The organism is Microbulbifer weihaiensis (assembly GCF_048323715.1).
Taxonomy (GTDB): domain Bacteria; phylum Pseudomonadota; class Gammaproteobacteria; order Pseudomonadales; family Cellvibrionaceae; genus Microbulbifer.
On the sequence record NZ_JBLWFL010000006.1, the window covers coordinates 317,720 to 342,387 of the forward strand.

Here is a 24,668-nt window from a genome sequence, read left to right on the forward strand (position 1 = left end):
TGGTTGATGCGGGCCAATCGCATAAAGGCATTTAGGTGCAGGATTTACCCCGGGGGGTAATCGAGCATGCAAAATTTCCTGCTGGACGCTGAGGATCTGGATGCATTGATCCAGGCCATACGCGCGCCAGGACGCCAGCTGAAAGGCCCGATACTGCGTGATGGCGCCATTGTGTATGACGATGTGCACTCCGCAAATGACCTGCCGCGGGGGTGGACCGACGTACAGGAAAAGGGCACCTATCGCGTGGTGAAGCGCGATGATGACGCCTTCTTCGGCTATGCAGTCGGGCCGCATTCCTGGAAAAAATTCCTGCAGCTACCGCGCCGGCTGGTGTGGAAAGGACAAAAAAACACGAATGGCGTCCAGATCTGTGAGGTGCAGGAGCCGGTGCCCGATCTCGCATTTATCGGCGTACGCAGCTGTGAACTGCACGCGATTGCCGTTCAGGATCGGGTGTTTATTGACGACAGGTATCGCAATGACAGCTACGCCAGCCGGCGCGCGAACCTGTTGATCGTAGCAGTGAACTGCACGACAGCTGCGCCAACCTGTTTCTGTGTGTCCATGCACACCGGGCCACAGGTGACCTTGCCCTGCGATCTGGCATTGACCGAAGTCATCGAAGGTACCCAACACTATTTCCTGATCCGAAGCGGCAGCGAACAGGGTGCGCGGATTTTGCAGCAGTTGCCGGTAAAGCCGGCAACCGATCGGCATATGGAGCAGGGCGAGAACGCGATTTTTCAAGCACAAGAGCAGATGGCCCGGGGCGTGCGCCATTTCCAAAGTGAGGATCTGAAGGAGCTGCTCTACAGGAATTACGACAGCCCGTTATGGGAATCTGTGGCGGATCGCTGCCTTTCCTGTGCCAACTGCACCATGGCGTGTCCAACCTGTTTCTGCTCCACGGTTGAAGATACGACAGACCTTACCGGTGAACACGCTGAGCGCTGGGAGCGCTGGGATTCGTGCTTCACCGGGGATTTCAGTTATATCACCGGCGGTTCAGTGCGGGCCGACACCCGATCCCGCTATCGTCAGTGGATGACCCACAAGCTTGCTACCTGGCAGGATCAGTTTGGTTCCTCCGGCTGCGTCGGTTGTGGTCGCTGTATTGCCTGGTGCCCGGTGGGCATTGACATCACCGAGGAAGTGACTCGGTTCAGAGAGATGGAAAAACAATGAAGAGCATGGCGCAACTGTTACATGAACACCCGTTCTTTACCGGGATGGACGCTGAGTATCTCGACTTTATCGCCGGTTGTGGCGAGAACCACATCTACAACGCCGGCGACTATATCGCGCGGGAAAACGCCCCGGCGGATCACTTTTTCCTGATTCGTGACGGTAAAGTGGCGGTGGAATGCTATGTGCCGAATTACGGTTCGCTCTGCGTGCAGACCTTGCACAGCGGCGATATTTTCGGCTGGTCGTGGCTGTTCCCTCCGCATCTATGGACATTTGACGCGCACGCGCTGGATGAAGTCCACGCGATCCGCCTGGATGGCAAGTGCCTGCGGGAAAAATGCGAGACAGATCCCAAGTTCGGCTTCGAACTTATGAAGCGCTTCGCGCAGATCGTAACAGAGCGGCTGCGGGCAACCCGGATACAGTTGATGGATGTGTACAGCCACCGCCGGCCACCACTGGAAGGCGGGCAATGATACCGGCGCTGTTCCGGGTCGATCGTCGCATTGATGAATTTGCAGGAACATTCACCCTGTACCTTTCCAGTGAACAGTCCCGCGAACCCCCGCTGTTCCGGCCGGGGCAATTCAACATGCTCTATGCGTTTGGCGCCGGGGAGGTACCAATTTCGATGAGCGGATCGCCTGCGGAGCACAATGGTTATGTGCATACGATCCGAGCGCACGGCCTGGTGACTCAAGCGCTGGCGCGACTGCGTGATGGCGATACCATCGGCGTGCGCGGCCCATTCGGTCATGGCTGGCCACTGGAAAAGGCGGAAGGCAAAAACCTGTTGATCATCGCTGGCGGCCTGGGTCTGGCGCCATTGCGACCGGTACTGTGCAGCCTTTTGCAGGGGCAGCCGGCTGTAAAGCAAGCGACACTTTTTTACGGTGCCCGGCGACCGCAGGAGGTACTGTTTCGGGATTCCATGCGCGATTGGCGTGAACGGATTGCGCTGGTGCTGTCGGTCGACGATGCGGACACCCAGTGGGACGGGCGCGTCGGGGTCATTACCGAACCATTGCGCAGCGCGGAAATCGATGGTGAAAACTCCATCGTGTTCCTGTGCGGGCCAGAGGTCATGATGCGCTTCTGTGTCCGTTTGCTGCTGGACAAGGGAGTGCCGGAATCATCCATCTATCTGTCAATGGAGCGCAATATGAAGTGCGCCACTGGCCATTGCGGACACTGTCAGTGGGGCCCCAGTTTCATCTGTAAGGATGGGCCGGTGTTCAATTATGGGAGCGTGAGCCGGTGGATGAACATACGCGCGCTCTAGAAGCCCGGGAAGTGAAGCCCAAGCTGGCGGTTTGGAAGTTCACTTCCTGTGACGGCTGCCAGCTGAGCCTGCTGGACTGCGAAGACGAGCTGTTGGCGCTGGCGGATCGCGTGGAAATCGCAAATTTCATGGAAGTCTCTAGCACACAGCTACCCGGCCCTTACGACCTATCGCTGGTGGAGGGATCCATCACCACGGCCGAGGAAGAGCGGCATATTCGGGCGATACGCGCACAGTCCCGCGCACTGGTAACCATCGGTGCCTGCGCCACCGCAGGCGGGATACAGGCGCTGCGGAATTTCGCCGATGTCGAGGAGTTTACCGCTGCGGTGTACGCGCATCCGGAGTACATCGCCACGCTGAAAACCTCAACTGCGATCAGTGCCCATGTAGCGGTGGACTTCGAACTGCAGGGCTGCCCAATCAACAAGCGCCAGTTGCTCGAGGTCATCAGCGCGTTTCTCCATCGCAGGCCGCCACAGGTGCCAGCGCATTCAGTGTGCGTGGAGTGCAAGTTGCGCGGCAATGTCTGTGTCTGGATTGCCCATGGGACGCCCTGTATGGGGCCGGTGACGCATGCTGGTTGTGGCGCACTCTGCCCGGCCTACAACCGGGGCTGCTATGCCTGTTTCGGGCCCAAGGAAAATCCCAATACCGGTTCTCTCTGCCACTGGTGGCAGCAGGAGTTGGGCGCGGATAAGGCGCGTGTGATCGAGAACCTGCGCAACTTCAACGCCGCCGCGCCCATATTTGAGGCGGCCAGCCGGCAGCAGGAAGGTGGTGATGAGCAAGCGTAAAACCATCAAGGTTGATTACCTGGCTCGGGTCGAGGGCGAGGGGGCCCTGTATATCCGCTACGACGACCAGGGTGTACACGATGTAAAACTCAAAATCTTCGAGCCACCACGCTTCTTCGAGGGATTCCTGCGCGGGCGTGACTATCTGGAGGCTCCGGATATCACGGCGCGCATCTGCGGTATCTGCCCGGTTGCCTACCAGATGAGTGCGGTTCACGCGATGGAGCACGCACTGGGTATTGTGCCGTCCGCGGAAGTCAGGGCCTTGCGCCGCCTGCTTTACTGCGGCGAATGGATTGAGAGCCACACGCTGCATATCTGCATGCTGCACGCGCCGGACTTCCTCGGCTATCCAAGCGCAGTCGCCATGGCAAAGGACCACGGTAAAATCGTGCAGGAAGGGCTGCAGATCAAAAAGGCGGGCAATGCCATCGTGAGCTTGCTTGGGGGCAGGGAAGTACACCCGATCAATGTTCGGGTAGGTGGTTTTTATCGTGTACCGAGTGTGTCTGAGTTGCAGCCACTCAGGGAGCAGTTGCTACACGGGCGCGATATGGCATTGGATCAGGTGCGCTGGTCCGCTGCTCTGGCTTTTCCAGCATTCGAACGAGAAGAGCCGCGGCAATATGAATTTGTGGCCCTGCGGCACCCCGGTGAATACCCGATGAACGAGGGGCGCATTGTTTCCTCGCGTGGGCTGGATATTCCGGTGGACGACTACGATGCGCATTTTCAGGAAGAGCACATCGCGTACAGTCATGCCCTGCACAGCAAGCTCATCGCGCGTGGGGCGTATTTTGTAGGGCCAATGGCCCGCTACAACCTGAACTATGCGCAGCTTTCGCCCCTGGTCCGGGAAACCGCAGAGGCGATCGGTTTCCCCCGGGTTTGCAGGAATCCATTCCAGAGCATCGTTGTCCGCAGCCTCGAAGTGCTTTACGCCTTCGACGAGGCGCTGCGAATCATTGAAAACTATCGTCCCCCTGATACGCCATATATCGAAGCCGCGCCGTTTGCGGCAACGGGCTATGCGGCGACTGAAGCCCCTCGGGGCCTGCTCTTTCACCGCTACACCGTGGATCAAGCCGGAAAAATTACCGAGGCCAAGATCGTGGCACCGACCTCGCAAAACCAGAAGACTATTGAAGATGACCTGCAGCTGATGCTGCCCGGATTTTTCCACCTGCCTGAGGATCAGCTGCAGGCACAGTGCGAGCAGGCCATCCGCAATTACGACCCGTGCATTTCCTGCTCAACGCACTTTCTGCGTTTGCACATGGATCACAGCGCAAGGAACCTGCGATGACGGACTGGATGGTGATCAGTTTGGGTAACCGCTTTCGCGGGGATGACAGTGTCGGCCCTTATGTGCTCAGTCGGCTGCGCGAGCAGGTCGGCGAATTTGTTGAGTGCGTTGAAAACGGCGGTGACATCGGTCAATTGCTGAAGGAGTGGAAGCAGCGTCCGGTGTGTCTGGTGGATGCGGTGATGGATGAACGCGGGCGGGTTGGCGACATCGTCCGTATCGACGGCCTGGCCGAGACACTGCCGCCAAGTCTCAGCACTACCTCCAGCCACGGTTTGAGCCTGGCCGAGGCGATCGAACTTGGAAAGTCCCTCGATGCATTGCCGCGGCAATTGGCGATTTACGCCATCTGTGGTGAAAACTTCGCCATCAGTGCGGGGTTAACCCCGGCGGTCAAGGCCGCTGCGGCAATCGTCGAAAAGGAAATCCTTGAGTTGTTAAACATGCAGGCAGGAGGCCCGCAATGCATGAGCAATCCCTGATAAAGAATCTTGTCGAAAAAATCCAACGGCTGGCAGCACAGGAACGCGGCAAGCTGGTCTCGGCCAAACTGCGCCTGGGTGCCCTCGCGCACATTTCGGCAGAACATCTCCGCGAACATTTTGAGCACGAGACGAGCGGCACGGCCCTCGAAGGAATAAAGCTCAAGATTGAGGAGTTACCGGATATCAACCATGCACAAGCGCAGGATATTGTGCTGGATAGCCTGGAATTCGAGGGTGACGATGGCTGCTGAGTTGACCGAACGGCACCGCTTGAATATTACCGGTGTGGTGCAGGGTGTGGGCTTCCGGCCTTTTGTCTATCGCCTGGCTCAAGCCTGCGAACTCGATGGCTGGGTCGCCAATGACGCCAGTGGTGTCTGCGTGGAGGTTCAGGGCAATGCCCGGCTGTTGCAGGCATTTATCCACCAGTTGCCGCTGGATATGCCCGAACACGCGAACATTCAAAGCCTGACCAGCGCGCGGATCCCGCTGCAGCCCGAATCGGGCTTCCACATCCGCGACAGCACGCAGGGGCATTCTCCATCGGCGATTGTGTTGCCGGATCTGGCACCTTGTGCGGCCTGCGTGGGGGAAATGTGCGATCCTGCCGATCGCCGCTACGGCTATCCGTTTACCAATTGCACCCAGTGCGGTCCCCGATTCAGTATCGTGGAGCAGCTGCCGTATGACCGCGCGCGCACGGCGATGAAACACTTCCAGTTGTGCGGGCAATGCCTGCGCGAATACTCCGATCCCGATGATCGCCGCTTTCATGCGGAACCCAATGCCTGCCCGGAATGTGGCCCGCAGCTCACCCTGTGTGACCCGTATGGCACCGTGGTTGCGAGTGCGGCTGCTGCACTGCAGGCGGCATTGGGCGCGCTTCGTCAGGGGCGGATTCTGGCGTTGAAGGGTGTGGGTGGGTTTCAACTGCTGGCTGATGCCTCCTGCGCGGAAACGGTCGCGCTGTTGAGGAGTCGCAAATACCGCCCGCACAAGCCATTTGCGCTGATGTATCCGGACATGGCCGGCGTGCACGCTGACTGCTTTGTTTCAGAAGCGGAAGAGAAACTGCTGAACGCCCCGGAGCGGCCTATCGCGATATTGAAGGCCAGGCCACAGGCCAGTGCCCGTATCGTCCGGGAAGTGGCCCCGGGGAACCCCAATCTCGGCGTGATGCTGCCCTGTTCACCACTGCATTTTCTCATTGCGCAGGGGGTACAGCGGCCACTGATTGCCACCAGTGGCAACCGGGGCGGAGAACCAATCTGTACCGAAAATGATGAAGCGCTGAAGCGTCTTGGTGAAATCGCGGATCTGTTTCTGCTACACGATCGCCAGATCCTGCGGCCGCTGGAGGATTCCGTCGTGCGGGTAATGGATGGCGAATCCGTATTGCTGCGCCGGGCGCGAGGTTACGCGCCGTTACCACTTCCTTTGCCGGATTGCACAACCGCAAGTGACGATGTACTGGCCGTGGGTGCGGATCTGAAAGGTTGTGTTGGCGTCACCCACGGCCATACCGTACACCTCAGCCATTATCTGGGGGACCTGGAAAGTCCGCTGGCATTGGCGAACTTCCAGCGCGCAATTGACGACCTTACCAACTTTTATCAGCTGAAGCCGTCTGCGGTCATATGCGACCCGCATCCGGGCTACGTTTCCCGGCGCAAGGCCGAGGAAAGTGGCCACGGGTTGCTGACGGTTCAGCACCACGTTGCGCACTTTTTTTCCTGCATGGCTGAGCACGGGCACCGTGCACCGGCCCTTGGCGTGTGTTGGGATGGTAGCGGTTTTGGCGAGGACGGAACCCTGCGAGGCAGTGAATTCCTGCGCTGGGATGGCGGCGATATCGTAAACCGGATCGCAAGCCTGCGAAGCTTTCCCTTGCCCGGCGGTGACCAGGCCATTCGTGAGCCGCGGCGCGCGCTCGCCGGACTGCTCTACGAAATGCTGGGTGACGAGGCTTTTACAAAGGCACCGCTGTTGCAGCTATTCAGCCGCAGTGAAGTCGGCAATCTCAAGAAAATGCTGGAGCGTGGAATCAACACTCCCCGTTGCTCCAGTATTGGCCGTTTATTCGACGGCATTGCTGCGTTATGTGGGCTGGCGGGAGCGATCAGCTTTGAGGGGCAGGCGGCCATGGCTGTCGAGTTTGCCGCGGAGAAAGCATCCACCGATCACTGCTACCCCTTTGAACTGGATTTTCCAGATGGTCACGGCACCCTCGACTGGGCGCCGATGCTCAGCGCAGTACTGGATGATTTACGGCGCGGGGTGAAGGTCGAAGTCAGAGCGGCCGTTTTCCACAATACCCTCGCCAAAATGCTGCTTTCGGTGGCTGAATCCGTTGGTGAGCCTGATATTTTTTTGTCGGGCGGTGTGTTTCAAAACAAAGCCCTGCTGGAAAAAACCAAGGGACTGTTGCGGGCTCACGGGTATCGCCCGCACAGCCACAGCAAAGTACCGCCCAATGATGGAGGTATCGCGCTCGGGCAGATCTATTTTGCTCGCACCATGGCGGCCAGTGGGGTGAAAAACGGGGAGGGCGGAGCCCTGTGTGTTTAGCAATCCCCGGACGAGTTGAGGAAATTTTGGGTGAGGAGCCCCTTGAGCGCAGCGCCCGGGTCAACTTTGGCGGTATCAGCAAGGAAATCAATATTGCCTTCGTACCCGAAGCCGGTGTTGGGGATTACGTAATCGTGCATGTGGGCTTTGCGATCAGCCGGGTGTGTGAGCGCGAAGCACAGCGGATATTCCAGTACCTGGCCGAAATCGATCGGCATGCAGATTCAAAATAAGTAGGGAAGAAATCGCCGATGAAGTATCTGGACGAATATCGCCAGCGCAAGGAGATTGAACTCCTGGCGGCGGAAATAGCGCGGATCACAACACGCCCCTGGACCATTATGGAAGTGTGTGGAGGCCAGACCCACGCCATCGTGAAGTATGGACTGCAGGCCTTTTTACCCGATCACGTTGAACTGGTGCATGGTCCCGGCTGCCCGGTGTGCGTCACCCCGCTGGTAATACTCGATCAGGCCATGGCCCTCGCGGCCCATGACAAGGTCATTTTCTGCACGTTTGGCGATATGCTCCGGGTTCCCGGTAGCCAGCAGAACCTGCTGGCGGTTAAGGCGGCGGGCGGCAATGTGCGCACGGTCTACTCCCCGCTTCAGGCGGTCGCTATTGCACAAGAAAACCCGGATAAGGAAGTGGTGTTTTTCGCCATCGGGTTTGAGACAACGGCGCCCGCCAACGCCATGGCCGCTTTCCTCGCCCGGCAAAAAGGGCTGTGCAACTTTTCACTGCTGGTATCCCAGTTTCTGGTGCCGCCCGCCATTGTTTCGATCAGCTCTTCGCCAGACGCCCGTGTACAGGCTTATCTCGCTGCTGGGCACGTGTGTGCGATCACCGGGTATGAACAGTACGAGCCATTGGCCGCGCGGTATCGGGTTCCAATTGTCGTTACCGGCTTCGAGCCACTGGATATCCTGGAGGGTGTACTGACGTGCGTGAAGCAGCTGGAGCAGGGACAGCATAGAGTGCAAAACCAATATGCCCGGGTAGTGGCACCAGCGGGCAACCAGGAGGCACGGAGCATTCTGCAGCAGGTATTCGAAGTCGCCCCGCAATCCTGGCGTGGTGTTGGCGAGATCCCGGACAGCGGCATGCGTTTGCGCAAGGAGTACGCGGAGCTGGATGCAGCGCAAAAATTCGGACTTGAAGTCCCTGCTCTCTGTGATAACAGTGGCTGTATCGCCGGCGAAATCATGCGCGGACAGAAAAAGCCGGCGCAATGTCCGCACTTCGGCAACCGCTGTAGCCCCCAGCACCCACTGGGCGCACCCATGGTTTCCACGGAAGGCCCCTGTGCGGCCTACTACCGTTACAGCACACCGGTAACGAGCAATGAATATTGATTGCCCGCTGCCCAGTGAAGTCGAGGAGACCATTCATCTCGGACATGGCGGTGGTGGCGAGCCCAGCCAGCGGCTGTTGCACGAGCATATTTACCCGCATTTCAACAACGCCTGGCTGGAGCGACCCCACGATAGCGCCATCCTGCCTGCGCAGGCATCAGCGCTTGCGTTTACCACTGATTCCTACGTGATTTCACCGCTGTTCTTTCCCGGTGGCAATATTGGCGAACTTTCCGTGTATGGCACGGTGAATGATCTGGCGATGAGCGGTGCCCGCCCACTCTACCTCACCTGCAGCCTGATACTTGAGGAAGGACTGCCGCTTACTACCCTCGACCGGATCGTGGCGTCAATGGCACAGGCCGCGCTGGCCGCGGGAGTGCAAATCGTCACCGGGGATACAAAAGTGGTCGAGCGTGGCAAAGGGGATGGCCTCTACATCAACACCGCCGGGGTGGGTGCGCTTGTCAGCCAGCAACGAATTGCCCCGGAGAGCGTCAGCAGCGGGGATGTGATACTGCTTTCCGGTGATGTTGGTCGCCATGGCATGGCGGTAATGGCAAAGCGGGAAGGGCTGGAGTTTGACTCCGCACTGGAGAGCGATTGCGCTCCACTGCACGAGCCGGTGCTTGATCTGCTGGCCAATGGAATATCTGTGCACTGCCTGCGGGATTTGACGCGCGGGGGCCTGGCAACAGCGCTGCTTGAAATTGCGCGTGCGGGTGGCCTGCAGATGCATATACAGGAACAGGCAATCCCGATAAGTGACCCGGTGCGAGGTGCCTGTGAGTTGTTGGGCATTGACCCGCTCTATGTGGCGAATGAGGGACGCTTTGTCGCGCTGGTACCTGAAGCACAGGCGGCGGACGCCTTGGCCGTTCTGCAAAGCAGCGCGGTTTCCGCCGGGGCGCGCGTAATCGGGCACGTAAGGGCAGGGGGGGCATCCGGTCTGATCCTGCAAAACGCGCTGGGTTGCGAGCGCATCCTGGGCTTTCTGCCGGGAGAGCAATTGCCCCGAATCTGCTGAGCCTCACCGCGCTTTACCTTCGCCTAAGCGGGGTCTGCCAGTGCCGCCATCTTTTCCATGAGCGTGACGGTAGCGTTGTCCGTAAGCCGCTGGCCTTCTTCTATATATTCCCAGACGGTGGTATCGCTCCTCCAGCCACCCTGTTTCTTGATCAGCTCAAAGTCGACTTTCTCCCGCGCGGCGGATGTGGACAAACCGCGGCGGAAACTGTGGCTGCTTAACGTATCGACGAAATCAAAATTGCACTCCGCCCCCAACGTCTTCAAAAGCTCGTTGACGGAACCCGGATTCAGGGCGCCGGGCTGTATTTGGTCCCAGCGATTGACCGCGCGGAATATCGGGCCCGCAGTGATGCCGGAGGCCGCGAGCCAGGCTTTCATGGCCGTGCCGGGGCACACTGCCGGGCTGCCGAAGGGTAGTGCCCTAAGCAGGCCCTCACCGGTCTGATCTGTCTTCGAGCGGGGCAGGCGGATCACAAGTCCTTCATCTTCCCAGATTAGATCTTCAGCGCGTATGGCAACCAGCTCACTGCGGCGGAAAGCCCCGAAGAAGGCTGTCAGCACCAGCGCTATGTCCCGCAGTTTCTTCTTGCTGTCTGGTCGTGCGCGCAATCGGCTAGTCATGGTGGCGATATGTTCCAACCGTAACGCTTTCGCTTTCTGTTTGGGGCGGGCGTGTACCCGGCGTATGCCCTGCATGGTCTTATGAACCAGTGGCTCCAGAACCGGATTCGGGATGCCCTGGTATTTGTGCCATTGCCCAATCGCCGTGAGGTGCAGCTCCAGTGTGCGCGGATTTAGCGTTTCAGCGCGCCCGAGCAGGTAGTGAACCAGCGTTTCACTGTCTGTTGGCAGCCTCCCTCCCCATTTTTCGAATTGGCGGATCGCCGAGCGATAGGCTTTGCGAGTGCTCGCCGATGTAGCTGCGTCCAGGTATTCCTGAACCTTTTCGCGAGGCTGCAGCTCATGTGTGCGCTGGTGAGCCGGTGGCATGCCTGCCGCTGGAGAGGGTGCGGTTTGGGATGGCGCGTGGGGCTTTGTTTTCATTGCTTCTTCTTCGCCGCAAAACGGGGATTTGTACCGCCAAAACGAAAGGATGAATTTCGAGGTGAAATCTAACCTGCGATAAGTTTGATTATCGTGGGTTAGAGTTTCACCCTCAAGAGCTGATTTAATTCCGACGAATTATGTTATATAACGTAACACGTAATACACTACGAAATAATCACAACGGAAAAAACGGGAAGCACTAATGGCTCGCACAGGAGTTGGCTACTTCGATATCGCCAAGGCGGCGACAAAAATCAAAGAGCGTGGCGAAGAGCCCACCGTTGACCGTGTGAGGGCAGAGCTCGGCACCGGCAGCAAAAGCACCATCGCGCCTTTGCTGAAGCGCTGGCGGAATGAAAGCGCTGGCGCGCCAGCGGATACCAATGGATTGCCCAAAGATCTGGTGGATGCACTCAAGGCTTTACATGAACGTATTCAGGAGGATGCCGATACCAGGGTGGCGGAAGTGCAACAAGAGTCATCCGCGGCAGAGGAGAGATTGCGAGCGGAACTGACCCAGCTGCGCGCGGTACTGGCGGAACGCAGCGCAAGCCTTGAGGCGCTGGAGCAAAAACTGCAGGAATCCACCAGCGAAGTGGCGTCACTCCAGGGGACGCTGGGTGAGACACAGGCGGCACTGACAAAAAGTGAATTTCAACTGGAACAGGCGCACAACCAGCGCGCCGAACTCAAGCAGGCTTTGCAGGAGTTGAAGCAGGAGAATCGGGATATCCGCGAGCATTTCGAGTTTTTCCAGCGCCGCACGGCAGACGATCGCCAGCAGGAGCGGGATCAGTTTCGGCAGGCCAGCGCGCAGCTGGGGGCTCAGGTTGCCAGCCTGACGGAGCAAAATGCACAGCTCAATCAGCGGCTATTGAGCCGTGAGGCTGTTATCGAAAACCTGCAAAGCGAGAAGGCCGGGCTTGAATCAGAGTGCCTGCAGGCCCGTCATACGGTGGCCCATAGCCAATCTGAACTGAAGCTTTTGTCGCAACGGGTTTTGCAACAGGATGTGGCTGCCGGCGAAAAAGACGCGGCGATTGATGCATTAAAAGAAAAGATGGCGAGCCTTTCAGGCATCAGCGCCTCGCAGCAACGAGAGATCGAATTGCAGCGAGAAGCCTATGCCCGGCTCGAAAGCGAGATGCAGGTGATCGCAGCCAGGCTGGCTGCTGCCACCGATGAAAACCGGCAGATCCTGCAGGATAAGGCGGTACTGCAGGGGCAGCTGAACCAGTTGGAACTTAGCCGAACAGCCGCGCAATCGGCGTAGCGATATTGCCCGTAATCTTGTGAAATCCTAGTCCAACCACCAATTTTGTTGATTGCTTTTGTGAGATAGCCAGCAAAATTGGCGTACCCGGCAATACAGCTACTTGCAAGGAGCGGCCGGTAGCATAGATTGCTACTGATCTGCAAGCGGTTTGCATTTGGAATAATGACAAGGAGCCCGGTCATGTCTCAGACCCTCTCAGTTAATGGTGTCGACCATCAGGTGGATGCCACTCCGGATACGCCTTTACTATGGGTGTTACGCGATTTTCTCAGCATGACCGGCACCAAGTTCGGGTGTGGCATGTCACTCTGTGGTGCCTGTGCCGTACATATCGATGGCCAGCCAATACGCTCCTGCGCCACACCACTGCAGGCGGCAATGGGCAAAAAGATCACTACCATCGAAGGGGTCGCTTCCCCGGTAGCCAAGGCTGTACAGCAGGCCTGGAATGAAATCCAGGTGCATCAATGCGGCTACTGCCAGTCTGGACAGATTATGTCCGCGGTCGCCTTGCTCGAGCGCAACCCCTCTCCCTCCGATGCCGATATCGATTCGGCGATGAGCGGCAACATCTGCCGCTGTAACACCTACCCGCGTATTCGTGCAGCGATCAAAAATGCAGCAGAGCAACTGGGCTGAAGCGGATAAGGGGAGAATTTTATGCGTCGTTTTAGTATTGAAAGTGAAGCCGGGTTGAGCAATAGCCGCCGCAATTTCCTGAAAGTTGTCGGGGGTGTTGGGGCGGGCCTGACGCTGGCGATACATGCCCCCGCAATTGCCTCGCAGATCAGTGGCGGTACCGCGCCTGCTGCCAGTGGCAAGGGCTTTGCTCCCAACGCCTTTGTCCGTATTGGGTCGGACAATCGCGTCACAGTTGTGATCAAGCATCTTGAAATGGGGCAGGGGACGTTTACCGGGTTGGCGACACTGGTCGCCGAAGAGCTCGATGCGGATTGGGCTCAGGTCGATTCCGAAGGTGCTCCGGCTGATGCAAAACGCTACAACAACCTTCTATGGGGGCCTGCGCAGGGAACCGGCGGCAGTTCAGCAATCGCCAACTCCTACCAGCAGATGCGCATGGCCGGCGCGACGGCCAGGGCAATGCTTATGGCGGCAGCGGCGCAGCATTGGCAGGTGCCCGTTTCAGAAATTCAGGTCAAGCAGGGTGTTGTCAGCCATTCGGGTTCGGGACGGACAGCGACTTTCGGGGAGCTCGCGGAACTGGCAGCAACCCTCCCGGTGCCGGATACAAAAAATATCCAGCTCAAAGACCCTTCCGAGTTCACCTATATCGGCACGTCGTTGCCGAGAAAGGATACCGGCAAGACAGACGGAAGTGCGATTTTTACCCAGGATGTGCAGCTCGATGGGATGCTGATTGCCGTCGTGGCGCATCCTCCCCGTTTTGGCGCCAAAGTAAAAAGTTTCGATGCCAGCAAAGCACTGGCATCAAATCGGGTGGTGGATGTTATCCAAATCCCAACCGGCATCGCGGTATTGGCCAGGGATTACTGGAGCGCGAAAGTTGCCCGCGACAAGCTTGATATTGTCTGGGACGAAAGCAATGCCATGGCAAAGAGCTCGGCACAAATCATGGCGGACTATCGCGAGCGCTCGAAGCAGGGCGGTACTGCGGCGCGCAATGATGGCGATGCACAAAAGGCCCTGGATGCTGCGGATACGGTGATCGAAGCCTTTTACGAATTCCCGTATCTCGCTCACGCGGCGATGGAACCGATGAACTGCGTTGCCTTGGTTAACAAGGATGGCTGCGAGATCTGGAATGGCGAGCAGTTTCAAACGGTAGACCAGAGTAACGTTGCCAGGCTACTTGGAGTCCCCGCAGATAAGGTCAAGCTGAATATGATGTTTGCCGGCGGCAGCTTTGGTCGCCGGGCCAATTCGGATTCCGACTACCTCATCGAGGCGGTTCAGATCGCCAGGAACAAACCCGGTATCCCGGTAAAGCTTGTGTGGTCGAGAGAGGACGATATGCAGGCGGGCTACTACCGTCCGGCCTATGTTCACAGGATTCGCGGCGGCCTGGACAGTAAGGGCAACATTGTGGGCTGGGAACAGCATATTGTTGGCCAGTCCATCCTGGCTGGAACCGTATTTGCCGGGCTGATTAAAGATGGTGTCGATGGCAGCTCGGTCGAAGGGGCCAGCACGCTCCCATACAAAATTCCGAACATACGGGTCGAGACCACCTCCGTCGAACAGCAGGTTCCGGTGTTGTGGTGGCGATCCGTTGGCCACACACACACGGCGTTTTCTACCGAGACCTTCATAGATGAGCTCGCTGCGAAGGCGGGGCAGGATCCGGTGGCACTGAGATTGAAGCTCCTTGCCGACCACCCTCGTTGGCAAGGGGTACTGCAACTTGCCGCAGACAAGGCAGATTGGGGTAAGCCGCTGCCCAAGGGCTGGGGACGGGGTGTGGCTGTCCACGAATCATTCAATTCCTATGTGGCCCAGATTGCCGAGGTCTCAGTTGCGGCCGATGGCACCTTCAAGGTTGAGCGGGTGGTGTGCGCCGTGGATTGTGGGGTGCCGATCAACCCGGATGTCATAAAGGCCCAGATGGAGGGCGGCATCGGGTTTGGCCTTTCACCGGCGCTGATGAGTGCGGTCACGCTGGAAGATGGAAAGGTAGTTGAATCCAATTTCCACAATTATCAGGTGCTGCGCATTAACCAAATGCCAAAAATTGACGTACATATCGTGCCGTCTGCCGAGCCGCCAACCGGGGTCGGCGAGCCGGGCGTGCCACCTATCGCTCCGGCCGTGGCGAACGCACTCTCCGCGGTAACCGGAAAGCGGTATTACGCGATGCCAATCAAGGCGTAATGTCCACGGTGGCAAGTGAATGAATAGCCCCAGGATTGCAGCAATGATCATGGCTGCGGGCGCATCCTCGAGGTTTGATGGCTGTAAATTACTGGCGGACATCAATGGGGGGCCAATGCTGCAACACGTGATCAGCCAGGTGAAGGGCTTGGTTGAGGATACATTTGTTGTCAGTGGGGCCTGGGAGCAGTCGCTGTCGATGGCGCGAGAGCGCGGGGCGCTAGGTGATGTGACGCTGATTTATAGCCAGTTGTGGCGCCAGGGGCTCGGCCATTCCATCGCTGCGGGTGTTGCCGAACTCGCATCGCTTTACGATGGGATCCTGGTGCTCCTGGGGGATCAGGTTGCCGTTTCTGCCGACGATATACAGAAGCTGCTGGCGAATTTTGCCGGAAAGGATATTGCCTGCGCGTATTATGCCGGCAAGCGCGGCGTGCCCGCCGTGTTTGGGCGCCGATGTTTTGACCAGCTCAGGCGTCTGAGCGGCGATCAGGGGGCGAAAGGGGTGCTGTACAACCCGGAACTCAGAGTCGCTACCTGTGACATGCCCGCGGCAGCAATCGACATCGATACCGAAGCCGAACTTTCGCGCTGGTTGGCACGCTCCAGTCGCTTGCCCGGCTTGTAACGGGGGGCACAGTCTTCGCTTGTGCGCCCCGTCACCGCTTTGGAGAGCCTGGCAGCTTACGCCGCCAGATCGGCAATGCGACGGTGGGCTGCGGAAAGCGCCTCCTCGCGAGCCTGATCGTTCATCGCCAGGCCCTCGGCATGGATGATTTCAACATCCTGAATGCCAATAAAACCCAGAAACTGGCGGATGTAGGCCGTCTGCGCGTGATCTTCGCCGTAAACCCCGCCGCGCGTAATAAATACAACGGCCTTCTTGCCTTTGAGTAGACCCTCAGGGCCATTGGCAGTGTACTGGAAGGTAATACCCGCACGGGCAATATGGTCGAAGTAGGTGCTGAGCGTGGACGGCACACTGAAGTTGTACATCGGCACACCGAGCACAATGACTTCAGAGTCCCGGATTTCATCGATCAGCTGCTGGGAGAAATCCGCAACCTGCTGCTGTTCTGGAGAGCGCTCTTCCGCCGCTGTGGTGAACGCCTGGAAGCGTGCCTGATCAAGGTGCGGCACCGGTGCTGCGGCCAGGTTGCGCTCCACCACGGCGGCGCCCGGGTTCTGCTGCAACCACTGATCGGCGTAGGTGTCTACCAGCTGGGAAGACTGGCCATCGTTGCTGAAAAGACTGGTTTTGATCTTGAGTATCTGGGACATAATCGGCTCCTTCGAGTCTTTGATTAGATGGAGCGATTGAAACACTTAGAATTGCGACAGAAAATCGCAAATATTGAGTTGAATTCGTCGAATTTATAGAAAGCTGTTTCCCGGGCAGATTTCGACTGCTTTGAGCCCTGGTCTATTAAAACCAGAACCGGAAGCCCACGACCGCGAACGTAAATTCGGTTTCTGCGCCATCTGACCTGACCAGATCGGCGGTGTCTCCGAGTTTTCTCTCCCAGGAGACGCCCAGGTAGGGGGCAAACTTGGGTGTGATCATGTAGCGAAGGCGCAGACCAAGCTCTATGCCCGTGAAACCGTCGCCGACGTTATAGGCGGGAACCTCCGCAAACGAAAAGTCTGTTTCCAGCCGGGGCTCCAGTTCCAGGCGCTGGGAGAAATGAAAGCTGCGTTCGATTTCCAGCCGCCAAGAGGCATCGCCATCTTCGCTGACATAGGCGGTCAGGTCGGTTTCAATGCCGTAGGGCGTCATCCCCTGGAATCCGGCGGCGGCAAAGGATCGGCTCTCTGCCGGATTAAAGTCATGGCGTATACCCAGCTGCAAATCCCAGTATGAGCGTACGGCGCGATTCCAGAATACTTCGAGCCTCGCGGATTCCGTCTTGCCACCAACCTCGCGCTCGCCTTCGGCCTCCAGGTAGAGCTTGTTGCGGTCACCACCGTACCAGCCGTCGATCTCCCACAACATGTTTTCGCTATCGCCGTCGCGGCCGTATTCGAGCCGTTTGGCGAATATTTGTGCGAATTTTTGATTGTCGTGGATGGGTATTACCCCGAAATTCTGCTGCGGCCGCCCGGGTGAGTCCTCGGCGTATTTCCGGATCTGTTGGCCCGGCGGCGGAGGCAGGGCAGGGCTGCGATAGCCCTCCGGTTTTGGTTCGGTACCGTCCTCGCTGGCCTGTACGGGTACCTCTACAGAAGGCGGTGCCTCGGCCAGGAGTATTGGCGAAAGCAGGAATGCGACGAGGCTGGTGGCGAATTGTCTCATGGGCAACTTGTTGATGGCTGGATTCAAGCGACGCGCACCACCTGGAACATCCCGGCTTCCATGTGGTACAGCAGGTGGCAGTGGAATGCCCAATCGCCTTTTTCGATGGGCGTAATCAATACCGACAGGGCCTCTCCAGGCTTGACCAAAATGGTGTGTTTGTAAGGGATCTGTTCATGGCTGGCACCGGTCTCAAGCTGCATCCACATGCCGTGCAAGTGCATTGGGTGCTCCATCATTGAGTGGTTCACGAGGAACAGTCGCAGTCGTTCGTTGTGCCGGAACAGATAGGGGCCCGGCTGCTCGGTGAATTTCTTGCCGTCCAGCGAAAATACGAATCGCTCCATGTTGGCGGTGATATTGATGCACATTTCCCGGTCCACCGACGCTCTGTACGGCTGAGGTTCAGCGGAGACCAGGTCTTTATAGGTGAGCACCTTCCAGCCATCGTGACCGAGTCCCACACCGGGTTCGCCTAGACGGCTTTGCGGGTTCATTACCACCATCGCCACGTTGGGGTTGTCTTTATCCGGCAGGAAGGGCATCGGGCCATTGGGGCCGGGAATCGCGTCATTCTGCATTTGCATCCGCTTGTGATGCAGTTTCTCCTTCATTGCATCACTCATGCCGCCAAAGTATTTGCCCTTCATCATGCCCATACCGATATCTTCCAGCCGGCGATCAGGGGTTGGGCGCAGTGCCGGTACCGGTGCGGCCATGCCTGGCTCTGGGGCGAGGGTACCGCGCGCGTAGCCACTGCGGTCGAGTGATTCGGCATACAGCGTATAGGCGCGCGCTTCGCGGGGCATGATCAGCACATCGTAGGTTTCTGCAACGCCGATACGGAATTCATGGCAGCGTACAGGCTTGACCGCCTTGCCATCCACCATGACGACATCCATATCCAGTCCGGGAATGCGCACGTCGAAATTGCTCATCGATGACGCGTTGATAATTCGCAGGCGCACCGTCTCGCCGGGCAGGAACCGGCCGCTCCAGTTCATATCCGGCGAGTGGCCGTTCATCAGGTAGGTATAGATATACCCGGTGACATTCGACAGGTCGCGCGGGCTCATATTCATTCGGCGAAACGGGAGTCGCTCCGCGTTCGCCTCAGCAAAGCCCATATTTCGGACATCGCGCATGTAATCAAATACGGTGCGCTTGTAATAGATGTAGTACTCGGGCGACAGGTTGATGTTGCGAAACAGGGTTTCAGGGTCGGTAAAGGCCCAGTCCGAGAGCACGATGACGTGGTCGCGGTCATAGTGGAAGGGCTCATGCTCCTTAGGATCAATGACCAGTGGGCCGTAAGAGCCACTTTGCTCCTGAAGATGGGAATGGCTGTGGTACCAGTAAGTGCCAGCCTGCTTCACCTGGAACTGATAGCGGAAGGTTTCCCCCGGCTGGATCCCGTTGAAGTTGACTCCGGGTACGCCGTCCATACGAAAGGGCACGAGGATGCCATGCCAGTGGATGGACGCGTGTTTTGTATCCTGCATGTGATTGGTGACATCCATGGTCACCGTGTCACCTTCGCGCCAACGAACCAGCGGTCCCGGTACCGTGCCGTTGATGGCGGTGGCTTTGCCGGTGCGGCCGTCGATTTCCAGCGGGGTATAGCGGAATGCCAGGTCAAAGTAGCTTTGCGGCTGGTAGTTGCGGATCCCATCGTGGAGGTACTTGGGCGAGGACAGGGCCCAGGCGGCGAGGGGGAAGGTCGTATTGATCCCGGTAGTGAATACACCAGCCCCCAGCATCTGCAGGAAGCGCCTTCGCGTCCCGAAAAGTGGTTCCGGTTTATCCTCCTGTGCCATGGTCGACAATCCCTTGCGTGTGCACGTCCACCTCTAAGCTAGTGCACGGAGTGGATGTGACGGAGCTATACACGCCATATTTCCGCCTCAGGGATCACCGCTCATGGCGCATGGCCCGTCGCGCCCGCGCCACAAACGCCAGGTAGACGCGAAAAGCAAGTCCAGTCATGCCGGCGCATGGTAACGACGAGAAAGTGTGAACGAGTGAATTGCCAGTCATGATTGACATGATATATTGGCGCGATACGCGTCATCAGCGAGTTGCCAGCTTTTTGTCGTGGAATTGGTGAGCAGGTCTGTGGGCGTGGCTCCACCAGCTTTAGGCACACATTATTGAAGTATTGAAAACATCGGAGAATGAAATGCGCAAATCCCTGTTAGCGGTAGCCATTGTCGCTGTTGCTGCCTGTTCCAAGGGGCCGGAGCCGGATTCGAGTAAATCTGTGCAGGCACTCGAAGTAGAAAATGCACAGGTGGCAGGTGACCTGACCGCTCCGGCAGCGCAAGACAACCCCTTGCTCCAGCCAAGCGCCCTGCAGTACCAGGCCCCTGATTTCAGTCAAATTAAAGATGGTCACTTTGAACCGGCATTCGAGCAGGGCATGCGCGAGCACCTGCAGGAGATCCAGGCCATCGCCGACAATCCGGAACCGGCCAGTTTCAACAACACCATTGTGGCCATGGAGCAGGCGGGCTCTCTGCTGACCCGTGTTTCACGTGTTTTCTTTAACCTGGTCGGCAGCGACAGCAACGAAGCCCGCCGGGCACTGCAAAGCAAACTGGCGCCCAAGCTTGCCGCCCACTCCGACAGCATCTACCTGAATGCCGACCTGTTTGCACGCGTGGAAAAACTCTATCAGCAGCGCGTGACCCATGAAATGGATGCGGAATCCACGCGTCTGCTGGAAGAGTACTACGACAAGTTCGTCAAAGCCGGTGCCAAGCTTTCCGATGAGCAGAAAGTGACCCTGCGTGCCCTGAACGAAGAGCACTCCAAGCTCACTACCGAGTTCAGCCAGAACCTGCTGAAACTCAGCAAAGCCATTGCCGTCGTTGTCGACGACAAGAGCGAGCTGGAAGGTCTTTCAGAAAGCGAGATCAAAGCGGCGGCAGAGGCTGCTGCGGACGCCGGTCACGAAGGTAAATACCTGATCAGCATCACCAACACCACTCGCCAGCCGGTGCTCACGTCGTTGAAAAACCGTGAACTGCGCCAGCGCATCTGGGAAGCCTCCGCGTATCGCGGCACTTCCGGCGAGCTGGACAACCGTCCGCTGGTCAAGCGCATGGCACAGATTCGCGCACAGAAGGCAGATCTGCTGGGGTACGAAAACTGGGCGGAGTACCAGTTGACCAACACCATGGCGGAAAAACCGGAAAACGTGTTCAGCATGTTGAGCTCCATGGTGCCGGCGGTAGTCAGTAACACCAAGGCAGAGCAGGCCGATATCCAGGCCATGATCAAGGAAGAGGGTGGTGATTTCGAGGTACAGCCTTGGGATTGGGCCTACTATGCAGAAAAGGTGCGTCAGGCAAAATATGACCTGAACGAAAGCCAGGTACGTGAGTATTTCGAGTTCGAACGCGTGCTGCACGATGGCTTGTTCTACACCATGAACAAACTCTTCGGTATTCGCTTCGAACCGCGTCCAGACCTGCCCGTTTACCATCCGGACGTACAGGCGTTCGAACTGTTCGATCACGACGGCAAGAGCCTGGCGATTTTCTATGCAGATTACTTCGCGCGTGACGGCAAGCGTGGCGGTGCCTGGATGAGCTCCTTTGTCGGTCAGTCCGGCCTGCTGGAGCAAAAGCCGGTCGTGGTCAATGTGATGAACATTCCTAAAGGCCCGGAAGGGGAGCCGACACTGGTCAGCTTCGACAATGTCACCACCATGTTCCACGAGCTGGGCCACGGCCTGCACGGAATGTTTTCCAACGTCCGTTACCCGAGCCTTGCTGGTACCAGCGTTTCCCGTGATTTTGTTGAATTCCCGTCTACCTTCCAGGAAGACTGGGCGAGCAACCCCGAGGTACTGGCCAACTACGCTTACCACTACAAGACTGGCGAGCCGATTCCCGCCGAACTGCTGGAAAAAGTGCTGAAGGCCAAGAACTTCAACATGGGCTTCGATACCCTGGAGTATATGTCTGCCGCGCTGCTGGATATGGAATGGCATTCCCTGTCTGCCGATGCACCGCAACAGGACGTAGAAAAATTTGAAGCCGAGGCACTGGCAAAACATGGCGTCGACGTGGCTGCGGTACCGCCGCGCTACAAATCCACGTTTTTTGCCCACTCTATGGGTGGCGGCTACTCAGCCGGTTACTACGCCTACATGTGGAGTGAGATCCTGGCTGCTGACGCCTTTGCCTTTCTGGGCGAGCGCGGAGGCCTGAACCGCAAGAATGGTGACTGGTTCCGCAAGAACATCCTGGAAGTGGGTAACTCTCTGCCGCCAATGGAATCATTCAAGAAATTCCGTGGTCAGGCGCCGACTACCGATGCGCTGCTGGTTCGTCGTGGACTTAAGCCAAAAGAAGGCTAAATCAATAAGCCGGGCATTAGCCCGGCTTTTTTTTTGAATGCTTCCTTACCGTTGGCCCGGTAATTCTTACTGGTCGAAATGGATTACGGAGCGGATGCTTCCTCCTCGATGCATCAATTCGAAGGTTTCATTGATGGCTTCACAGCCCATGGTATGGGTAATGAAGTTATTCGATGTGCACTCGCCTGCAAGGTAGCGCTCCACATAGTCTGGCAATTCAGAGCGTCCCTTGACGTCACCCAAAGCCGTAATGATGGCGCGAAAGCTGGGTTCACGCACCGTGCATGTCTGTACATCTCCACAATATCTCGCACTCCACGGTGAGCCACGCAGCCTGTCTTAGCTGGCTCGACACAACTGCCTGCTCGGTACCCTCGACTACTGGCGATTTCATGAGCAAGGGCGCCCACGAAATATCCGGGTCAGTGGCAGTATTCGCTGCAATAGCGGACGCGCGCTGGTTGATGCGGCACTGAAAGGTATAGGCATCGTGCAACTACCGGACTATTACGTGGATGAAGATCTGGAAGCAGGGCGGCTGGTTTCGCTACTCGAGCACTACCGGGAGCAGGACGACGGCATCTGGGGAATCTACCCGCAAAATCGCCATCTGTCGGCGAAGGTCAGTATGTTACTGGACTTTTTAAGTGGGTTTATCAATTCGGTGTAGAGAAGGTGTCATTGCGGCTAGGTAGTCTTGTAGTCTCAGTGATTACGCATCTATCTTCCTATCCTGATTTCGGTGCGGGCTATTTCATGCCATCAAATCATCAAGGTAACGCGAAGTATAGCGGGAAATGGAGTCTCAAGATAAATATGGCGCGGCAGTGTTAGATTTGATTTTTTATGAGTGCCCATAAAACCGAAATCATGCGCAGAGCTATAAGTTAATAATACAAATAGCTAATTATTGGTACTTTAGTTTCTGTTATTTTATTTATAAAAAATTTTTAAGAAGTATTTAGATCTATGTGATGTAGCTCAAAATCTGTCCGAGAGTTTTTGTACGAATAACTTTAATATTGGTCGATGGTTTTATCGGCCTAAATGATTTCTTGAACTAAGTAGCGGCGGATACAGCGAGCTTAGGAATTATTTGGAGTGATTTTAGCTCCGAAAATATCCACCGATAAAACATCTATATTTTCACTTGAAATCGTAACCATTTAGATGGAGGCTTTCACAGAGTGACACAGGCGTGCGAAGACGATGGATGCATTTTAAGCAGGGATGAGTTGCAGAGAAAGGTACTACCCAACCAGGCACTCAAAGTATGCGTTTCCCTTTGGATCAATTGAACAGGATAAATACTCTGAAGCTCCTGTTGCTAGATATATATCAGTTTCTATTCTGGAGATGGATTTGATTAGAAAATTTTAAGAAAAGAAAAAAGAAAAGGAATGTATATGCATATTTTTTAGTCCGCTTGAAGAGCCGGTTTACAGCAGTTTCAAAATGACAGTCCACACAAAAAAAGGGCGGGGCGACAACGGTGGCGAAAGAAAAAAAATGTGTGTTATCAAAATCGCAATTTTGGTCTGCGATTGGTTTTTTATCGATAAGTATAACTTTTTACTTTTCTTTGAAATCTAGTGGGTTGCCTCCCAGAGGGGAGATGAATAATAACAAAGGTTCACCCGTAGCCACTATGGAATACTTGAAGCCGACTAAAGAGCATCACAATGGGAGCATTTTAAAGTATACGTATCAATATGGCACATTGACCATTGATCGGAATTACCACGGAGATAGGGACTTAAAGACTCATAGATTGTTTGCAGAGATATATACATTCTGGCCAGAATTTGGAAAGCGCGACCACTACCTCAAGTCGGATGAGGATATGCGACTTAGGATAATGTTTGAGATAGATAAGAGTGGAATAGCAGTTCCAAGGGATTTATATGGTCAGTATTCCGACAATTTAAATCCTTTTCGGGTGGAGGATAATCGATATCCGGGATTTTTTGGCTATAAACGTAATAACGGTTGGGTTTATATAGCAAAGAATGGCGAATTGGTTATGCCACAAGGAACCCCGGTGGTTATATCCTGCTCAGATGATGAATCATTCGCATATTTTTCAAAGAGTAATGTTGGGCATTGTTCGTATCACTTTATTTTTGATAAGGATCTTAGAGCGATAGTGAGATTTGACAAGCCGTTGATGAAAGACTTTGTGCAGGTCCATAAAGATCTTATGGAATTTATGAGTTCAGTCAGGGAGAGTAAGTAATGACATTAGCCGCAACCTGGTTGCGCGGGATAAATTCCTGGAGATGGAACAGCAGCGCATAGACGAAGAGGAAGAGTTGGCACTGGAACGATCACGGATTGAGCAGCTTCAATCTCAGCTCCGCAAACTGGGGCTGCAGCAGAGCTGCCAGCAGGTAATCCATGCACCCATTGCCGGTACCGTGCAGGGGCTGGCAATTCACACCCGCGGTGCCGTGCTGAACCGGCCCAGGCCTTGATGCAGTTAGTCGCTGGAAGTACAGGCCTGAGTATTGAACAAGGATATCGGCTTTGTTAAGGAGGGGCGGCCGGTGAGCGTAAAAATTTCCACTTGCAACTTTACCAAGTACGGCACTGTTTCCGGGGTAGTCGTCAATCTCTCCGAGGATGCTGTTATGGGTGAGGAAAATGGTTATCGGTATCTGTCTAATATCAGTCTGGATATGCAGAACCTGAAGCTGGCGGATCGGGAGCAGCCTTTGAGGGCGGGAATACATGTGGTTGCCGAGGTAAAGACTGGTACGCGAAATATCTACGAGTACTTTATCAGCCAGTTCGTGAATCGCTTGGGGGGGTAGCTTTGGGGAG

At 56.4% G+C, this 24,668-nt stretch carries 24 protein-coding genes and 1 pseudogene; 20 read left to right on the forward strand and 5 right to left on the reverse strand.

Features of this window, described 5'->3' with window-relative positions:
• Positions 1–66 precede the first annotated feature (66 nt).
• The 11 genes from ACNKU7_RS09495 to hypE are packed head-to-tail and all read left to right on the forward strand — an operon-like array spanning position 67 to position 10,011.
• Positions 67–1,188 carry a 4Fe-4S dicluster domain-containing protein gene (locus ACNKU7_RS09495; protein WP_418296733.1) on the forward strand — a complete coding sequence of 374 codons (1,122 nt, stop codon included), beginning with the start codon at positions 67–69 and terminating at the stop codon, positions 1,186–1,188.
• Positions 1,185–1,667 (forward strand): cyclic nucleotide-binding domain-containing protein, encoded by a 483-nt coding sequence (locus ACNKU7_RS09500; protein WP_418296734.1) that lies wholly within the window; start codon positions 1,185–1,187, stop codon positions 1,665–1,667. The genes ACNKU7_RS09495 and ACNKU7_RS09500 overlap by 4 nt, the downstream gene beginning before the upstream one ends.
• Positions 1,664–2,473, forward strand: a complete 810-nt coding sequence (locus ACNKU7_RS09505; RefSeq protein ID WP_418296735.1) for an FAD/NAD(P)-binding protein — start codon at positions 1,664–1,666, stop codon at positions 2,471–2,473. The genes ACNKU7_RS09500 and ACNKU7_RS09505 overlap by 4 nt, the downstream gene beginning before the upstream one ends.
• Complete coding sequence (locus ACNKU7_RS09510) at positions 2,449–3,270, forward strand: NADH-quinone oxidoreductase subunit B family protein (protein WP_418296736.1); 822 nt, start codon at positions 2,449–2,451, stop codon at positions 3,268–3,270. Before ACNKU7_RS09505 ends, ACNKU7_RS09510 begins: the two co-directional genes overlap by 25 nt.
• Positions 3,257–4,576 carry a Ni/Fe hydrogenase subunit alpha gene (locus ACNKU7_RS09515; protein ID WP_418296737.1) on the forward strand — a complete coding sequence of 440 codons (1,320 nt, stop codon included), beginning with the start codon at positions 3,257–3,259 and terminating at the stop codon, positions 4,574–4,576. The genes ACNKU7_RS09510 and ACNKU7_RS09515 overlap by 14 nt, the downstream gene beginning before the upstream one ends.
• Positions 4,573–5,058: a hydrogenase maturation protease gene (locus ACNKU7_RS09520; protein ID WP_418296738.1), complete on the forward strand. Its 486-nt coding sequence runs from the start codon at positions 4,573–4,575 to the stop codon at positions 5,056–5,058. Before ACNKU7_RS09515 ends, ACNKU7_RS09520 begins: the two co-directional genes overlap by 4 nt.
• The gene (locus ACNKU7_RS09525) at positions 5,040–5,312 is read left to right on the forward strand and encodes a hydrogenase/urease maturation nickel metallochaperone HypA (RefSeq protein WP_418296739.1); all 273 of its coding nucleotides are present in this window, start codon (positions 5,040–5,042) and stop codon (positions 5,310–5,312) included. The genes ACNKU7_RS09520 and ACNKU7_RS09525 overlap by 19 nt, the downstream gene beginning before the upstream one ends.
• Positions 5,302–7,629 (forward strand): carbamoyltransferase HypF, encoded by a 2,328-nt coding sequence (gene hypF / locus ACNKU7_RS09530; RefSeq protein ID WP_418296740.1) that lies wholly within the window; start codon positions 5,302–5,304, stop codon positions 7,627–7,629. The genes ACNKU7_RS09525 and hypF overlap by 11 nt, the downstream gene beginning before the upstream one ends.
• A 26-nt stretch (positions 7,630–7,655) precedes the next feature.
• Positions 7,656–7,862, forward strand: a complete 207-nt coding sequence (locus tag ACNKU7_RS09535) for a HypC/HybG/HupF family hydrogenase formation chaperone (protein WP_418296741.1) — start codon at positions 7,656–7,658, stop codon at positions 7,860–7,862.
• 18 nt (positions 7,863–7,880) lie between these two features.
• Positions 7,881–8,984 (forward strand): hydrogenase formation protein HypD, encoded by a 1,104-nt coding sequence (hypD, locus tag ACNKU7_RS09540; protein ID WP_418296742.1) that lies wholly within the window; start codon positions 7,881–7,883, stop codon positions 8,982–8,984.
• Entirely contained in the window at positions 8,974–10,011 is a 1,038-nt protein-coding gene (hypE, locus tag ACNKU7_RS09545) for a hydrogenase expression/formation protein HypE (RefSeq protein ID WP_418296743.1), read from the forward strand. The genes hypD and hypE overlap by 11 nt, the downstream gene beginning before the upstream one ends.
• Positions 10,012–10,034: 23 nt before the next feature.
• Here the strand turns inward: hypE and ACNKU7_RS09550 are convergent, their stop codons facing one another.
• Positions 10,035–11,057, reverse strand: coding sequence for a site-specific integrase (locus ACNKU7_RS09550; RefSeq protein WP_472439829.1), 1,023 nt, complete (start codon positions 11,055–11,057; stop codon positions 10,035–10,037).
• A 205-nt stretch (positions 11,058–11,262) separates the two neighbouring features.
• Between ACNKU7_RS09550 and ACNKU7_RS09555 the strand changes: the two genes are divergently transcribed.
• The 4 genes from ACNKU7_RS09555 to ACNKU7_RS09570 all read left to right on the forward strand — a co-directional run bounded on the left by ACNKU7_RS09555 (position 11,263) and on the right by ACNKU7_RS09570 (position 15,814).
• Positions 11,263–12,333 (forward strand): DNA-binding protein, encoded by a 1,071-nt coding sequence (locus tag ACNKU7_RS09555; protein WP_418296744.1) that lies wholly within the window; start codon positions 11,263–11,265, stop codon positions 12,331–12,333.
• A 183-nt stretch (positions 12,334–12,516) separates the two neighbouring features.
• The gene (locus ACNKU7_RS09560; protein WP_418296745.1) at positions 12,517–12,975 is read left to right on the forward strand and encodes a (2Fe-2S)-binding protein; all 459 of its coding nucleotides are present in this window, start codon (positions 12,517–12,519) and stop codon (positions 12,973–12,975) included.
• 21 nt (positions 12,976–12,996) lie between these two features.
• The gene (locus ACNKU7_RS09565) at positions 12,997–15,186 is read left to right on the forward strand and encodes a xanthine dehydrogenase family protein molybdopterin-binding subunit (RefSeq protein WP_418296746.1); all 2,190 of its coding nucleotides are present in this window, start codon (positions 12,997–12,999) and stop codon (positions 15,184–15,186) included.
• Positions 15,187–15,229: 43 nt separating this feature from the next.
• Positions 15,230–15,814, forward strand: a complete 585-nt coding sequence (locus tag ACNKU7_RS09570) for a nucleotidyltransferase family protein (protein ID WP_418296747.1) — start codon at positions 15,230–15,232, stop codon at positions 15,812–15,814.
• Between the two features lie 56 nt (positions 15,815–15,870).
• Here the strand turns inward: ACNKU7_RS09570 and ACNKU7_RS09575 are convergent, their stop codons facing one another.
• The 3 genes from ACNKU7_RS09575 to ACNKU7_RS09585 all read right to left on the reverse strand — a co-directional run bounded on the left by ACNKU7_RS09575 (position 15,871) and on the right by ACNKU7_RS09585 (position 19,296).
• Positions 15,871–16,467 (reverse strand): FMN-dependent NADH-azoreductase, encoded by a 597-nt coding sequence (locus tag ACNKU7_RS09575; protein WP_418296748.1) that lies wholly within the window; start codon positions 16,465–16,467, stop codon positions 15,871–15,873.
• A 145-nt stretch (positions 16,468–16,612) separates the two neighbouring features.
• Positions 16,613–17,479, reverse strand: a complete 867-nt coding sequence (locus ACNKU7_RS09580; RefSeq protein ID WP_418296749.1) for a copper resistance protein B — start codon at positions 17,477–17,479, stop codon at positions 16,613–16,615.
• Between the two features lie 23 nt (positions 17,480–17,502).
• A complete protein-coding gene (locus ACNKU7_RS09585) occupies positions 17,503–19,296 on the reverse strand; it encodes a copper resistance system multicopper oxidase (RefSeq protein ID WP_418296750.1) in 1,794 nt (597 codons plus the stop codon).
• 362 nt (positions 19,297–19,658) lie between these two features.
• On the opposite strand from ACNKU7_RS09585, the gene ACNKU7_RS09590 reads away from it, so the two are divergent.
• On the forward strand, positions 19,659–21,845 hold the full coding sequence (locus ACNKU7_RS09590) for a M3 family metallopeptidase (RefSeq protein ID WP_418296751.1): 2,187 nt from the start codon (positions 19,659–19,661) through the stop codon (positions 21,843–21,845).
• Between the two features lie 66 nt (positions 21,846–21,911).
• Here ACNKU7_RS09590 and ACNKU7_RS09595 read toward each other — a convergent pair.
• Positions 21,912–22,094: pseudogene (locus ACNKU7_RS09595) on the reverse strand (S-(hydroxymethyl)glutathione dehydrogenase); the annotation flags it as partial.
• A 94-nt stretch (positions 22,095–22,188) separates the two neighbouring features.
• Here ACNKU7_RS09595 and ACNKU7_RS09600 point away from each other — a divergent pair.
• From ACNKU7_RS09600 to ACNKU7_RS09615, 4 genes are all read left to right on the forward strand, one after another.
• Complete coding sequence (locus ACNKU7_RS09600) at positions 22,189–22,515, forward strand: LysR substrate-binding domain-containing protein (RefSeq protein WP_418296878.1); 327 nt, start codon at positions 22,189–22,191, stop codon at positions 22,513–22,515.
• Between the two features lie 822 nt (positions 22,516–23,337).
• The gene (locus ACNKU7_RS09605; protein ID WP_418296752.1) at positions 23,338–24,081 is read left to right on the forward strand and encodes a hypothetical protein; all 744 of its coding nucleotides are present in this window, start codon (positions 23,338–23,340) and stop codon (positions 24,079–24,081) included.
• Between the two features lie 43 nt (positions 24,082–24,124).
• Complete coding sequence (locus ACNKU7_RS09610) at positions 24,125–24,319, forward strand: hypothetical protein (protein ID WP_418296753.1); 195 nt, start codon at positions 24,125–24,127, stop codon at positions 24,317–24,319.
• Positions 24,320–24,352: 33 nt separating this feature from the next.
• Positions 24,353–24,658 (forward strand): beta-barrel domain-containing protein, encoded by a 306-nt coding sequence (locus ACNKU7_RS09615; RefSeq protein ID WP_472439830.1) that lies wholly within the window; start codon positions 24,353–24,355, stop codon positions 24,656–24,658.
• Positions 24,659–24,668: the final 10 nt, after the last annotated feature.